Origin of the sequence: Streptomyces sp. NBC_00344 (assembly GCF_036088315.1) — a bacterium.
Taxonomy (GTDB): Bacteria; Actinomycetota; Actinomycetes; order Streptomycetales; family Streptomycetaceae; genus Streptomyces.
Genome location: NZ_CP107996.1, coordinates 2,064,355 through 2,077,753, shown reverse-complemented (window position 1 = coordinate 2,077,753; position 13,399 = coordinate 2,064,355). Strand labels below are relative to the sequence as shown.

The following is a 13,399-nucleotide window of genomic DNA, read 5'->3' as shown; positions in this document are numbered from 1 at the left end:
GCGACCGAGACCTTCACCACAGCCCGCGTCCGGGAACCGCACCGGCACAGCTCGGCGTCTCTCTGTGAAACACCAGGTGAGAGACGTTTTTCCGACAGCCGACCTGTCGAATCGGACGACTGCTTCACGGGCCGTGGCCGCCCGTCGCTGTGCAACGCTTTTCCGAATCACGTCGTCACACAAGTGACGGCGCACCGTGCCTCATCTTTCACGGCAGGGGGCAGTCGGACCACGAGGAGCTGGAGGACATATGGGTGAGCGGCAGACGGGCGGCCGAATACGGGGCAGCGGCCAGCGCCGCAGAAAGCCTTCGGCACGCCGCAGATCACTGGTCATCACCGCATGGGTGGCGGCAGGTGTCGTCGTCCTCGGCGGCGGTGGGCTCGGCTTCGTCTACTTCAAGCTCGACGGCAACCTCAAGAGCGTGGACATCAACGCCCAGCTCGGCAAGGACCGTCCCAGCAATGTGGACAACGGCTCGCAGGACATTCTCGTCCTCGGCTCCGACTCCCGGGCAGGCTCGAACAGCAAGTACGGCAAGGACCAGGGCGGCGCCCGCTCGGACACCGCGATGATCGTCCATGTCTACCAGGGCCACAAGAAGGCCAGCGTCGTCTCCATCCCGCGTGACACCCTGGTCAACCGCCCGGACTGCACCACGTCCAAGGGCGGCACGGTCAGTGGCGCGCATCACACCATGTTCAACACGGCGTACGAGAGCGGCGGCCCGGCCTGCGCGGTGAAGACGGTCGAGAAGATGTCCGGGATCCGCATGGACCACTATCTGGAGGTCGACTTCTCCGGATTCCAGACGCTCATCGACGACCTGGGCGGGGTGCCGGTCACCACCAGCAAGTCGATCAACGACGACAAGAGCCATCTGAAGCTCGACGCGGGCACCCACACTCTCAACGGCGAGCAGGCCCTCGGGCTCGTGCGCACCCGGCACGGCGTCGGTGACGGCAGTGACCTCGGGCGAATACAGCTGCAGCAGGCCTTCATCAAGGCGCTGATCAACCAGGTCAAGCACGTGGGGATCTTCACCAGCCCCAAGAAGCTCTACAGCCTCGCCGACACCGCGACGAAGACGGTCACCACCGACTCCGACATCAACTCGGTCAAGAGCCTGATGACCTTCGCGAACGGTCTGAAGGGCATCGGGGCCGGTTCGACCGACATGGTCACCATGCCGGTCCAGTACGACCCCACCGACCTCAACCGGGTGATCCCGCTCGAGGCGAAGTCGCAGCAGATATGGACCGCCCTCAAGCACGACAAGCCGATCCCGGCATCCGCGACCAAGGGCTCTGCGGGTGACCAGGGCGACGCGAGCAAGGTCGTCACCAGTTCCTAGGGTGTGACAGGCAGTGTCCGCCGGGGCTGACGCCGCCCGCCACGGGACCGGCGGGCGGCTGCCGCTGCCGCCGCCACAACCGGCGGCAGCCGCCTCGTGCGGCACGCGCTGGTGCCGGAATAGATCGGGTCCGGCCATGGTTCTGGCAATCGTCCGAGATTTTGAAGGACGGCCCAGTCCTGGCAGACTGGTACGTCGGCCCCGGTTCACGTGTGGACAACTCCGTCCTTACGACCCGGTGCCCTCCCGAAACTAGGAGACACCTTGAAGCGCGAGATCCACCCCGAGTACTTCGAGACCCAGGTCAGCTGCACCTGCGGTGCCTCGTTCACCACTCACAGCACCCTCTCCGAAGGCGCCATCCGCGCCGAGGTCTGCTCCGAGTGCCACCCGTTCTACACGGGCAAGCAGAAGATCCTCGACACCGGTGGCCGTGTGGCCCGGTTCGAGGCCCGCTTCGGCAAGAAGGCTGCCGGCTCCGACGCCAAGTAGCGAGCCACTGCGCCGGTCCTCGGTCGCTCCCCACGGAGCGACCGGACCGGCGCTTTTGCCGTCCAGCAGCCCTTTGACTCATGTCCCCGAGCTCCGCCGAGCATGGGGAGACCCCACCCCAGGAGCCCCCGATGTTCGAGGCGGTCGAGGATCTGATCGGCGAGCACGCCGATCTTGAGAAGCAGCTCGCGGACCCGTCGGTCCACGCGGACCAGGCCAATGCGCGCAAACTGAACAAGCGCTACTCCGAGCTCACCCCGATCGTCTCCACGTACCGCTCCTGGAAGCAGACCGGGGACGACATCGAGACGGCGCGTGAATTCGCCGCCGACGACCCGGACTTCGCCGCCGAGGTGAAGGTGCTGGAGAAGCAGCGCGAGGAGACCACCGAGAAGCTGCGGCTGCTGCTGGTCCCGCGCGACCCCAGCGACGACAAGGACGTACTCCTCGAGGTCAAGGCGGGCGCGGGCGGGGACGAGTCGGCACTGTTCGCCGGCGACCTGCTGCGGATGTATCTGCGGTATGCCGAGCGCGTCGGCTGGAAGACCGAGATCATCGACGCCACCGAGTCCGAACTCGGCGGCTACAAGGACGTCCAGGTCGCGGTGAAGACCAAGGGCGGCAACGGCGCCACCGAGCCGGGCCAGGGTGTCTGGGCGCGTCTGAAGTACGAGGGCGGGGTGCACCGGGTGCAGCGGGTGCCTTCCACCGAGTCGCAGGGCCGTATCCACACCTCGGCGGCCGGCGTCCTGGTCACGCCCGAGGCCGAGGAGGTCGACGTCGAGATCCACGCCAACGATCTCCGTATCGACGTCTACCGGTCGTCGGGCCCCGGCGGCCAGTCGGTCAACACCACCGACTCCGCCGTCCGGATCACCCACCTGCCGACCGGTGTTGTCGCCTCCTGCCAGAACGAGAAGAGCCAGCTCCAGAACAAGGAGCAGGCCATGCGTATCCTGCGCTCCAGGCTGCTCGCCGCGGCCCAGGAGGAGGCCGAGTCGAAGGCCGCCGACGCCCGTCGCAGCCAGGTCCGCACCGTCGACAGGTCCGAGAAGATCCGGACGTACAACTTCCCGGAAAACCGGATCTCCGACCACCGGGTCGGCTTCAAGGCGTACAACTTGGACCAGGTGCTCGACGGCGACCTGGACGCAATGATCCAGGCGTGTGTGGACGCGGATTCCGCGGCCAAGCTCGCCGCCGCACAGTAGTACCCGGCCGCCCCGTACTGGAGAACCGCATGAACCTGCTGCTTGCCGAGGTGGCCCAGGCCACCCAGCGGCTGGCCGACGCCGGCGTGCCCTCCCCGCGCTTCGACGCGGAGGAGCTCGCCGCTTTCGTGCACGGCGTCAAGCGGGGAGAGCTGCACAACGTCAAGGACGCGGATTTCGACGCCCGTTACTGGGAGGCCATCGCCCGCCGCGAGGCCAGGGAGCCGCTCCAGCACATCACCGGGCGGGCGTTCTTCCGCTACCTGGAACTCCAGGTCGGACCGGGTGTCTTCGTGCCCCGCCCGGAGACCGAGTCGGTCGTCGGCTGGGCCATAGACGCGGTGCGCGCGATGGACGTCGTCGAGCCCCTGATCGTCGACCTCTGCACGGGCTCCGGCGCCATCGCACTGGCCATGGCCCAGGAGGTGCCCCGCTCACGGGTGCACGCGGTGGAACTGTCCGACGACGCGCTGCACTGGACCCGCAGGAACGCCGAGGGATCCCGGGTCACGGTGCACCAGGGCGACGCGCTGAGCGCCCTGCCCGAGCTCGACGGCCAGGTCGATCTGGTCATCTCCAATCCGCCGTACATCCCGCTCACCGAATGGGAGTACGTCGCCCCCGAGGCCCGTGACCACGATCCGGAGATGGCCCTCTTCTCCGGCGAGGACGGACTCGACACGATCCGCGGTATCGAGCGCACCGCCCACCGTCTGCTGGTGCCCGGTGGCGTGGTCGTCATCGAGCATGCCGACACCCAGGGCGGCCAGGTCCCGTGGATCTTCACCGAGGAGCGTGGCTGGGCCGATGCGGCCGACCACCCCGATCTGAACAACCGCCCCCGTTTCGCGACCGCCCGCAAGGCGATGCCGTGACGGACGCCGGACCCGTTCCACAGCATGTTTGTCAGGTTTTGCTCGAGGAGGCTCGCTAAATGGCACGGCGATACGACACCAATGACGCGACCGACCGCACCACCGGTCTGCGCGAAGCCGCGTCCGCCGTCCGCCGCGGCGAGCTCGTCGTACTCCCCACGGACACGGTGTACGGCATCGGGGCCGACGCCTTCAGCACCGAGGGTGTCGTGGACCTGCTGGACGCCAAGGGGCGCGGCCGCAGCATGCCCACCCCGGTCCTCATCGGTTCGCCGAACACCCTGCACGGACTGGTCACGGACTTCTCCGAGCAGGCCTGGGAGCTCGTCGACGCCTTCTGGCCCGGGGCGCTCACCCTGGTCGCCAAGCACCAGCCCTCCCTCCAGTGGGACCTGGGGGACACCCGTGGCACCGTGGCCGTGCGGATGCCGCTGCATCCGGTCGCCATCGAGCTGCTCACCGAGGTCGGCCCGATGGCCGTCTCCAGTGCCAACCTGACGGGCCACCCGGCACCGGAGGACTGTGACGCGGCCCAGGAGATGCTCGGCGACTCCGTCTCCGTGTACCTGGACGGCGGCCCCACCCCCGGCATCGTTCCGTCGTCGATCGTCGATGTCACCGGCACGATCCCGGTCCTGCTGCGCGCGGGCGCCATCTCCGCCGAGGAGCTGCGCAAGGTGGTACCCGACCTCGAGGTGGCCAATTGACAGCCCCTGAGGGGCGTGGCATAGGCGCGGCCGCTTCCGGTGGCACGTTCAGAATCCTCCACGTCAGCACAGGCAACGTCTGCCGCTCGCCGATCACCGAGCGGCTGACCCGCCATGCCCTCGACGACCGCCTCGGTACCCGGCTGACAGGCGGTCTGATCGTGGAGAGCGCGGGCACATGGGGGCACGAAGGCGCCCCCATGGAGGCGAACGCGGCGACCGTTCTCGCCGACTACGGGGCGGACGCGCACGGCTTCCTCGGCCGGGAACTGCTGGACGACCATGTGATCAGGGCGGACCTCGTGCTGACCGCGACCAGGGACCACCGGGCGCAGGTCATCTCGATGGGGCATTCCGCCGGACTGCGCACCTTCACCCTGAAGGAGTTCACCCGTCTGGTGCGGGCCATAGACCCGGCGACACTGCCCGATCCGCTGGACGACGGGGTGGTGGAGCGGGCGCGTGCCCTGGTGCGCGCGGCTGCGGCGCTGCGGGGATGGCTGCTGGCACCCACGGTCGAGGCGGACGAGGTGAACGACCCCTACGGCGCCCCGATCACCTTCTTCCGGTCGATCGGCGACGAGATCAACCAGGCACTGGATCCGGTGGTGACCGCGCTCACCGGAGTGGCCGCGCCGCACTGACCGGGGCGCGACCGGCAGGCGGGGCCGCGCGGACCGTCCTACATTGGTTCCGACGCCGAGGAGCCCACGATGCCGGTCACCACCACCTCACCCCACCCACCCGGCCTCGAAGACCTGCGCATGCAGGACCCCGAGATGGCCGATGTCATCCTCGGCGAGGGGGAGCGGCAGGCGACCTCGCTGCAGCTGATCGCCGCCGAGAACTTCACCTCACCCGCCGTGCTGGCCGCACTGGGGTCGCCGCTGGCCAACAAGTACGCGGAGGGCTATCCGGGCGCCCGCTACCACGGCGGCTGCGAGCTGGTGGATGTCGCCGAGCGGATCGCCTGTGAGCGGGCCACAGCGCTCTTCGGAGCCGAGCACGCCAATGTTCAGCCGCACTCGGGATCATCCGCCGTCCTGGCGGCGTACGCGGCCCTTCTGCGGCCCGGTGACACGGTGCTCGCCATGAGCCTCGCGCACGGGGGCCACCTCACCCACGGCTCGCCCGCGAACTTCTCGGGGCGGTGGTTCGACTTCGTGGGGTACGGCGTGGACGCGGAGAGCGGACACATCGACTACGACCAGGTGCGCACCCTCGCCGAGCAGCACCGCCCCCGGGCGATCGTCTGCGGGTCGATCTGCTATCCGCGGCACCCGGACTACGCGCAGTTCCGTGACATCGCCGATGCCGCCGGCGCGTATCTCATCGCGGACGCCGCCCATCCGATGGGCCTGATCGCCGGGGGAGCGGCGCCCAGCCCCGTTCCGTACGCCGATGTCGTCTGCGCCACCACCCACAAGGTGCTGCGGGGGCCGCGCGGCGGGCTCATCCTCTGCGGTGCGGGGCTTGCCGACCGCATCGACCGGGCCGTGTTCCCGTTCACCCAGGGCGGCGCCCAGATGAACACCATCGCCGCCAAGGCCGTTGCCTTCGGCGAAGCGGCGGCGCCGGCCTTCGCCGCCTACGCCCACCAGGTGGTCGACAACGCCCGACGGCTCGCCGGGGCACTCGCCGGGCAGGGATTCACGGTCATCACCGGCGGTACCGACACCCATGTGATCACCGCGGACCCAGGTCCCATCGGTATCGGCGGACCGCAGGCCCGCGCCCGGCTGGCCGCCGCGAACATCGTGGTGGACACCTGTCCACTGCCCTACGGCAACGAGCGCGGCATCAGACTCGGCACGGCCGCCGTCACCACCCAGGGCATGGGCGTGGCGCAGATGGCCGAGATCGCTTCGCTGTTCGGTGCGGCGCTGCGCGAGGTGCCCGGCACCCGTGAAGAAGTGCGGAAACTTGCCGGGAGGTTTCCGCCGAGTTCGAGCTAGCGCGTGAGTCGTGCAACCATCGTGGCTACCCGTGAGTCCTCCACCACATGCACCCCGAAGCTAAGGTGTGGGGCTGAGATGGCCAGCGATATCTGTGGGGCAGCCCGTGCGTGAATACCTGCTGACGCTCTGCGTCACGGCCGCGGTGACGTATCTACTGACCGGGCCGGTGCGGAAGTTCGCCATCGTGGCCGGGGCGATGCCGGAGATCCGGGCACGTGACGTGCACCGGGAGCCGACACCGCGGCTCGGCGGCATCGCCATGTTCGGTGGGCTGTGCGCGGGGCTGCTGGTGGCCGATCACCTGACGAACCTCGGCAGTGTCTTCACCCTGTCCAACGAACCCCGGGCGCTGCTCTCGGGCGCCGGCCTGATCTGGGTCATCGGTGTCCTCGACGACAAGTTCGAGATCGACGCCCTGATCAAGCTCGGCGGCCAGATGATCGCCGCCGGCGTGATGGTCATGCAGGGCCTGACGATCCTCTGGCTCCCCATCCCCGGCGTCGGGACCGTCTCGCTGACCTCCTGGCAGGGCACCCTGCTGACCGTGGCCCTCGTGGTGATCACCATCAACGCGGTGAACTTCGTCGACGGTCTGGACGGACTCGCGGCCGGAATGGTCTGCATCGCCGCTGCCGCGTTCTTCATGTACACCTACCGGATCTGGTACGGGTACGGCATCGAGGCGGCCGCCCCGGCGACCCTCTTCGCCGCGGTCCTGATGGGAATGTGCCTGGGCTTCCTGCCGCACAACATGCATCCGGCCAGGATCTTCATGGGCGACTCGGGATCGATGATGATCGGTCTGGTGCTCGCGGCCGGGGCGATCTCGGTGACCGGGCAGGTCGACCCGGACGCCCTCAGCCTGAACCTCGGTGGCGGGCGCGAGGCGACGCACGCGATGCTCCCGGTCTTCATTCCGCTGCTGATGCCGCTGACGATCATCGCGATCCCGTTCGCCGACCTGGTGCTCGCGATCGTGCGCCGGACCTGGAAGGGCCAGTCGCCGTTCGCCGCCGACCGCGGACACCTCCACCACCGGCTGCTGGAGATCGGCCACTCGCACAGCAGGGCGGTGCTGATCATGTACTTCTGGTCGGCCCTGTTCGCCTTCGGCACCCTCGCCTACTCGGTGCGCTCGGCGTCCACCTGGATCGTGCTGGCCGTCGTCGCGCTGAGCGCGGTGGGTCTCGTTCTCCTGCTCTTCCCCCGCTTCACTCCGCGCACCCCGCAGTGGGCGGAGGGCTTCGTTCCGCCGCGCTACCGGCGTCTGCGCGGAGGTCGCGGTGGCGGCGACGAAAAGGGAACGGAAGAATCCGGCGATGCGGATAATTCGGGCGCAAATGAGGACTCGGATACATCAGTTGACGAGCAGCGAAATACGGCAATTCCGACAGGTGTCAACGGGGCGACAGCAATTGGTCACCGTTCACATGTCCCGGGCCGACGTAAAGCGGGAACCACGCGCTGACGATTCTTCTCAACGGGCGTCAATACCAGGCAAAATGCCCGTCGAAGTGCACAGACGCGCGCAGTAGCTCTCATGTGTGACAGGCGGCACACCTCCATGGTAAAGACCTCATCAAATAGTTTGTGATAGCGTTCACTACCACCGGTTGAAGCGCCGAAAGACCTTGGTAGGACGGTCTTTTGGACCGAGGTGCACCTGTCTCCTGGCGCTACCCTCTGATCGACGTCAGACCATTGACGAGTCGCAGTCAGTCACCACATGCACATCCACCCCCCAACTCCTGCTGGAGCTGTTCGCATGCAGTCCAACGACGCCCGGATCCTCCGGGGCGCGGCGATCATCGCCGCCCCTGTGGGGGTCGCCGCCACCGTTGTCAGTGCGCTCGTCGCCGGCGGGAAGGGTTTGGTCGGCGGACTCGTGGGGCTCGCCGTGGTCGGCGTCTTCTTCGTCCTCGGGTTCGTCGCACTGATGCGGATCACCCGCGACAAGCCCCAGGTGGCGATGACGGCGGGACTGCTCGTCTACACGGTGCAGATTCTGCTCATCGGCATTTTCATCATCGTCTTCGGCAACACCACACTGTTCAACGGCCGTGCGTTCGCCCTCACCCTGCTGGTCACCGCGCTGGCATGGCTGGGGGGTCAGATCCGCCAGAGCCTCACGAGCAGGATGCTCTACGTCGACCCCGAGCCCTCCGTGCCCGCCAAGGGGGCGGCGGACTTGGCGAAGACGGAGTCCTGACGTGTGGTGTAGGGGGGGCCTAAAGGGGATTGATCCCCGTCTGCTATCGTCCGAAATCGCTTCCGTTGGGGGCCCCTCCCGCCTGATGGGTGCAGGAGTGTGCAGCCCTCTCGACCGGCGGCGTACTCGGAGCGGCGGCTGTGAACACAGCTCGGAATCCGGGATGCCCGGTCCTCGGCGGATGCTTCCAGCGCACCGCGGCGGCACCGCCGCACCACCACGTCCCCAGTGCCGACAAGCGGCCCCACCAGCCGCGCTGACACACAAGGTTGCCGTTACTTATGCGTCACGACGAAGGAGTCACGGGTGAGTGCCCAAACGCTGCTCGCTGAAAGCGGGTGCCACATCAATGCGGACTGTGGCTTCCCGGCGCCGGGCCTCCACTCGTTCGACTTCAGGCCGATCTTCAGCATCGGCAGCTTCGACTTCACCAAGCCGATGCTTCTCGCCATCATCTGCATGCTGCTCGTGGTCGGGTTCTTCTGGGCCGCGTTCCACAAGCCGAAGATGGTCCCCGGGAAGCTGCAGCTGGTCGGCGAGATCGGCTACAACTTCGTGGCGCGGAGTATCGCCGCGGAAGTGATCGGCAAGAAGGGCACCAAGTACGTTCCCTTCCTCACGTCGATCTTCTTCTTCGTGTGGATCATGAACATCATGTCCATCATCCCGCTGGCGCAGTTCCCGGCGACCTCACGCTTCGCGTTCCCGGTCGGCCTTGCTGCGCTGGTGTTCGTGACGTACATGTACCTGACGTTCAAGACCCACGGCTTCAAGGGTGGCGTCAAGAACCTGGTCTGGATCGAAGGCCTGCCCAAGGGCCTCGTCCCGCTGATCGTGCTTCTGGAGTTCATCCAGAACGTGATCACCCGGCCGTTCACCCTCGCGGTGCGGCTGTGGGCCAACATGTTCGCCGGCCACATGCTGATCGTGATGTTCAGCGTCGCCAGTTGGTACCTGCTCACCCCGTCGTTCCTGTCGGCCGTCGCGGGCGGTTCATTCGTCCTGGCAGTCGGCATGACCGCCTTCGAGGTGCTGATCCAGTTCCTCCAGGCGTATATCTTCACGCTGCTCGCCTCGATCTACATCAGCGGAGCACTTGAAGAAGGTCACTGACCTTCGCGTTCGTCCCCCATCAGACCTCCTCTGGGAAGTCCCCCAGCGGACCGCATCACAAAGGAAGACAGGAAGATGTCTGCCGAGCTTGTCAACCTCGCCGCCAACAACATCTCGATCCAGGGCAACCTGGGCGCCGTCGCCTACGGTCTTGCCGCCATCGGCCCCGGTGTCGGTATCGGTCTGGTCTTCGGCCACTCGATCGAGGCCATGGCCCGTCAGCCCGAGGCCATGCCGATCATCCGTACCAACATGTTCCTCGGCTTCGCGCTCTGTGAGGTCCTCGCACTGCTCGGCCTGGTCGTTCCCTTCATCTTCTCGGCCAAGTAACCGAACCCGACGAAAGGTTCAGACATGATGACCTTCCTGGCGGCGGAGGGAGCACAGAATCCGCTCATTCCCGACACCGCAGAACTGATTGTCGGTCTGCTCTGCTTCTTCATCGTCTTCGGCATCCTCGGTAAGAAGCTCCTGCCGAACATCCAGAAGACTCTGGACGAGCGGCACGACGCGATCGAGGGCGGCCTGGAGCGGGCGGCCGAGGCTCAGGCCGAGGCCACTCAGACGCTCGAGCAGTACAAGGCTCAGCTCGCCGAGGCCAGGCACGAGGCTGCACGCCTGCGCCAGGAGGCCACCGAGCAGGGCGCCACGATCATCGAGGAGATGCGGGCGGAAGGTCAGCGGCAGCGTGAGGAGATCGTCGCCGCCGGTCACGCCCAGATCGAGTCGGACCGCAAGGCCACTGCTGCCGCTCTGCGGCAGGACGTGGGCAAGCTTGCGACCGAGCTGGCCGGAAAGCTCGTCGGCGAGTCCCTCGAGGACCACGCCCGGCAGAGCCGTACGGTCGACCGCTTCCTCGACGACCTCGAGGACAGCGCTTCGAAGGCCGAGGCCACGCGATGAACGGTGCGAGCCGCGAGGCGCTGGCCTCAGCACGCGAGCGTCTTGAGGCGCTGACCGACTCCTCGTCGGTCGACGCCGCGCAGCTCGCCGACCAGCTGGCCGAGATCACCAAGCTGCTCGACCGCGAGGTGACCCTGCGCCGTGTTCTGACCGAGCCGGCGCGGGAGGGCGAGGCCAAGGCCGAGCTGCTGGGACGACTGCTGGCCGGGCAGGTGGACGGCACCGCCGTCGACCTGGTCGCCGGTATGGTCCGCTCCCGCTGGTCGCGTTCGCGCGATCTGGTCGACTCGGTGGAGGAGCTCGCAGCCACCGCCGATCTGGCCGCGGCCCAGCAGGCCGGGGCACTCGACGACGTCGAGGACGAGCTCTTCAGGTTCGGCCGGATCGTCGAGTCGAGCCCGGCTCTGCGTGCCGCGCTCACCGACCGTGCTGCCACGGTCGCGGCCAAGAGCGAGCTGCTGCGCAGCCTGCTCGGCGGCCGTGCCCACCAGGTCACCGAGCGTCTGGTCGTGCGTCTTGTGACGCACCCCAGGGGACGTAGCCTGGAAGCGGGACTTCAGACCCTGTCCAGGCTCGCTGCCGCGCGCCGGGACCGTGTCGTCGCCGTCGTCACATCGGCGGTGCCGCTCACCGACGGGCAGAAGCAGCGTCTCGGCGCCGCACTGGCGAAGCTGTACGGCCGCGATATGCATCTGAACCTGGACGTGGACCCCGAGGTCCTCGGCGGGATCTCGGTGCGCGTCGGCGAAGAGGTCATCAACGGCACCATCGCCGAGCGTCTCGACGAGGCGTCCCGGCGACTGGCCGGCTGACGGCCGCCAGAAGAACAGCAGAGCAAGAACAGCAAGAACAGCGGCCCGGTTGGGCCGTGCAGAAATTGCAGAAGATTCCTGGGGGCCCGCGGCGCAGCCGCTAAGGGAAACAGCCCCAGACCCCCAAAGACTTCGGGCCCAACAAGGAGAGCAGGGAACCCAGATGGCGGAGCTCACGATCCGGCCGGAGGAGATCCGGGATGCGCTGGAGAACTTTGTCCAGTCGTACAAGCCGGACGCGGCCTCGCGCGAGGAGGTCGGTACGGTCAGCGTGGCCGGCGACGGTATCGCCAAGATCGAGGGTCTTCCCTCGGCCATGGCGAACGAGCTGCTGAAGTTCGAGGACGGCACGCTCGGTCTTGCGCTGAACCTTGAAGAGCGCGAGATCGGTGCTGTCGTACTCGGCGAGTTCAGCGGTATCGAGGAGGGCCAGCCGGTGCAGCGCACCGGTGAGGTGCTCTCGGTCGGCGTCGGCGAGGGCTACCTCGGCCGCGTTGTCGACCCGCTCGGCAACCCGATCGACGGTCTCGGCGAGATCGCGACCGAGGGCCGCCGTGCGCTGGAGCTGCAGGCTCCCGGCGTCATGGTGCGTAAGTCGGTCCACGAGCCGATGCAGACCGGTTACAAGGCTGTCGACGCGATGGTCCCGATCGGCCGTGGCCAGCGTCAGCTGATCATTGGCGACCGTCAGACCGGCAAGACCGCCCTGGCCGTCGACACGATCATCAACCAGCGAGACAACTGGCGCTCCGGCGACGAGAAGAAGCAGGTCCGCTGCATCTACGTCGCCATCGGCCAGAAGGGCTCCACCATCGCGTCCGTGCGCGGTGCGCTGGAAGAGGCGGGCGCCCTGGAGTACACGACGATCGTCGCCGCTCCGGCTTCCGACCCGGCCGGCTTCAAGTACCTGGCGCCGTACACCGGCTCGGCCATCGGCCAGCACTGGATGTACGCCGGCAAGCACGTCCTGATCATCTTCGACGACCTGTCGAAGCAGGCCGACGCCTACCGCGCCGTTTCCCTGCTCCTGCGCCGTCCGCCGGGCCGTGAGGCCTACCCGGGCGACGTCTTCTACCTGCACTCCCGTCTGCTGGAGCGCTGCGCGAAGCTCTCCGACGACATGGGTGCCGGTTCGATGACGGGCCTCCCGATCGTCGAGACCAAGGCGAACGACGTTTCGGCGTTCATTCCGACCAACGTCATCTCCATCACCGACGGCCAGTGCTTCCTGGAGTCCGACCTGTTCAACGCCGGCCAGCGGCCCGCGCTGAACGTCGGTATCTCGGTCTCCCGTGTCGGTGGTTCCGCCCAGCACAAGGCCATGCGCCAGGTGTCCGGACGACTGCGTGTGGACCTCGCCCAGTACCGTGAGCTGGAAGCGTTCGCCGCCTTCGGTTCCGACCTGGACGCGGCCTCCAAGGCTTCGCTGGAGCGCGGTAAGCGCATGGTCGAGCTGCTGAAGCAGGGCCAGTACCAGCCGATGCCGGTCGAGGAGCAGGTTGTCTCCGTCTGGGCCGGTACCACCGGCAAGATGGACGACGTACCGGTCCAGGACATCAGCCGCTTCGAGGACGAGCTTCTGGAGCACCTGCGCCGTGAGCGCAAGGAGCTCCTCACCTCGATCCGCGAGGGCGCCAAGATGTCGGACGACACCGTGACCGCGATCGGCGATGCCATCGCCGGCTTCAAGCGGCAGTTCGAGACCTCGGACGGCAAGCTCCTCGGCGAGGACGCGCCGGCCGTCAGCGTCTCCAAGTGACGACGG

14 protein-coding genes are annotated in these 13,399 nt (G+C 67.5%); all 14 read left to right on the top strand.

What is annotated here, in order from left to right; translation table 11 throughout:
- The first annotated feature begins 250 nt into the window (after nucleotides 1-250).
- The 14 genes from OHS16_RS09185 (at nucleotide 251) to atpA (ending at nucleotide 13,393) form a co-directional block, all read left to right on the top strand.
- Nucleotides 251-1,354, top strand: a complete 1,104-nt coding sequence (locus OHS16_RS09185) for an LCP family protein (protein ID WP_328536682.1) — start codon at nucleotides 251-253, stop codon at nucleotides 1,352-1,354.
- Nucleotides 1,355-1,618: 264 nt separating this feature from the next.
- Nucleotides 1,619-1,846 carry a 50S ribosomal protein L31 gene (gene rpmE / locus OHS16_RS09180; RefSeq protein WP_328536681.1) on the top strand — a complete coding sequence of 76 codons (228 nt, stop codon included), beginning with the start codon at nucleotides 1,619-1,621 and terminating at the stop codon, nucleotides 1,844-1,846.
- Between the two features lie 131 nt (nucleotides 1,847-1,977).
- On the top strand, nucleotides 1,978-3,057 hold the full coding sequence (prfA, locus tag OHS16_RS09175) for a peptide chain release factor 1 (RefSeq protein WP_328536680.1): 1,080 nt from the start codon (nucleotides 1,978-1,980) through the stop codon (nucleotides 3,055-3,057).
- 29 nt (nucleotides 3,058-3,086) lie between these two features.
- Nucleotides 3,087-3,932, top strand: a complete 846-nt coding sequence (gene prmC / locus OHS16_RS09170) for a peptide chain release factor N(5)-glutamine methyltransferase (protein WP_328536679.1) — start codon at nucleotides 3,087-3,089, stop codon at nucleotides 3,930-3,932.
- A 59-nt stretch (nucleotides 3,933-3,991) separates the two neighbouring features.
- Nucleotides 3,992-4,639 (top strand): L-threonylcarbamoyladenylate synthase, encoded by a 648-nt coding sequence (locus tag OHS16_RS09165; protein ID WP_328536678.1) that lies wholly within the window; start codon nucleotides 3,992-3,994, stop codon nucleotides 4,637-4,639.
- Nucleotides 4,636-5,283: an arsenate reductase/protein-tyrosine-phosphatase family protein gene (locus OHS16_RS09160; RefSeq protein WP_328536677.1), complete on the top strand. Its 648-nt coding sequence runs from the start codon at nucleotides 4,636-4,638 to the stop codon at nucleotides 5,281-5,283. Before OHS16_RS09165 ends, OHS16_RS09160 begins: the two co-directional genes overlap by 4 nt.
- A gap of 69 nt (nucleotides 5,284-5,352) precedes the next feature.
- The gene (gene glyA / locus OHS16_RS09155) at nucleotides 5,353-6,594 is read left to right on the top strand and encodes a serine hydroxymethyltransferase (protein WP_328536676.1); all 1,242 of its coding nucleotides are present in this window, start codon (nucleotides 5,353-5,355) and stop codon (nucleotides 6,592-6,594) included.
- 94 nt (nucleotides 6,595-6,688) lie between these two features.
- Nucleotides 6,689-8,065 carry an MraY family glycosyltransferase gene (locus tag OHS16_RS09150; RefSeq protein WP_328536675.1) on the top strand — a complete coding sequence of 459 codons (1,377 nt, stop codon included), beginning with the start codon at nucleotides 6,689-6,691 and terminating at the stop codon, nucleotides 8,063-8,065.
- Between the two features lie 297 nt (nucleotides 8,066-8,362).
- Nucleotides 8,363-8,806, top strand: a complete 444-nt coding sequence (locus OHS16_RS09145; RefSeq protein ID WP_328536674.1) for a hypothetical protein — start codon at nucleotides 8,363-8,365, stop codon at nucleotides 8,804-8,806.
- A 306-nt stretch (nucleotides 8,807-9,112) separates the two neighbouring features.
- Nucleotides 9,113-9,919, top strand: a complete 807-nt coding sequence (atpB, locus tag OHS16_RS09140) for a F0F1 ATP synthase subunit A (RefSeq protein WP_328536673.1) — start codon at nucleotides 9,113-9,115, stop codon at nucleotides 9,917-9,919.
- Between the two features lie 75 nt (nucleotides 9,920-9,994).
- On the top strand, nucleotides 9,995-10,249 hold the full coding sequence (gene atpE, locus OHS16_RS09135; protein ID WP_328536672.1) for an ATP synthase F0 subunit C: 255 nt from the start codon (nucleotides 9,995-9,997) through the stop codon (nucleotides 10,247-10,249).
- 27 nt (nucleotides 10,250-10,276) lie between these two features.
- Complete coding sequence (locus OHS16_RS09130; protein ID WP_328540775.1) at nucleotides 10,277-10,822, top strand: F0F1 ATP synthase subunit B; 546 nt, start codon at nucleotides 10,277-10,279, stop codon at nucleotides 10,820-10,822.
- On the top strand, nucleotides 10,819-11,634 hold the full coding sequence (locus tag OHS16_RS09125; RefSeq protein ID WP_328536671.1) for a F0F1 ATP synthase subunit delta: 816 nt from the start codon (nucleotides 10,819-10,821) through the stop codon (nucleotides 11,632-11,634). Before OHS16_RS09130 ends, OHS16_RS09125 begins: the two co-directional genes overlap by 4 nt.
- Before the next feature lie 163 nt (nucleotides 11,635-11,797).
- On the top strand, nucleotides 11,798-13,393 hold the full coding sequence (gene atpA / locus OHS16_RS09120) for a F0F1 ATP synthase subunit alpha (RefSeq protein ID WP_328536670.1): 1,596 nt from the start codon (nucleotides 11,798-11,800) through the stop codon (nucleotides 13,391-13,393).
- The last annotated feature ends 6 nt before the right edge of the window (nucleotides 13,394-13,399 follow it).

Bases quoted from the DNA above. Each gene is read 5' to 3' on its own strand.
- prmC (WP_328536679.1), top strand. From the start codon at position 3,087: ATGAACCTGCTGCTTGCCGAGGTGGCCCAGGCCACCCAGCGGCTGGCC.
- glyA (WP_328536676.1), top strand. From the start codon at position 5,353: ATGCCGGTCACCACCACCTCACCCCACCCACCCGGCCTCGAAGACCTG.
- OHS16_RS09165 (WP_328536678.1), top strand. From the start codon at position 3,992: ATGGCACGGCGATACGACACCAATGACGCGACCGACCGCACCACCGGT.
- prfA (WP_328536680.1), top strand. From the start codon at position 1,978: ATGTTCGAGGCGGTCGAGGATCTGATCGGCGAGCACGCCGATCTTGAG.
- atpE (WP_328536672.1), top strand. From the start codon at position 9,995: ATGTCTGCCGAGCTTGTCAACCTCGCCGCCAACAACATCTCGATCCAG.
- OHS16_RS09145 (WP_328536674.1), top strand. From the start codon at position 8,363: ATGCAGTCCAACGACGCCCGGATCCTCCGGGGCGCGGCGATCATCGCC.
- atpA (WP_328536670.1), top strand. From the start codon at position 11,798: ATGGCGGAGCTCACGATCCGGCCGGAGGAGATCCGGGATGCGCTGGAG.
- OHS16_RS09130 (WP_328540775.1), top strand. From the start codon at position 10,277: ATGACCTTCCTGGCGGCGGAGGGAGCACAGAATCCGCTCATTCCCGAC.
- OHS16_RS09125 (WP_328536671.1), top strand. From the start codon at position 10,819: ATGAACGGTGCGAGCCGCGAGGCGCTGGCCTCAGCACGCGAGCGTCTT.
- OHS16_RS09185 (WP_328536682.1), top strand. From the start codon at position 251: ATGGGTGAGCGGCAGACGGGCGGCCGAATACGGGGCAGCGGCCAGCGC.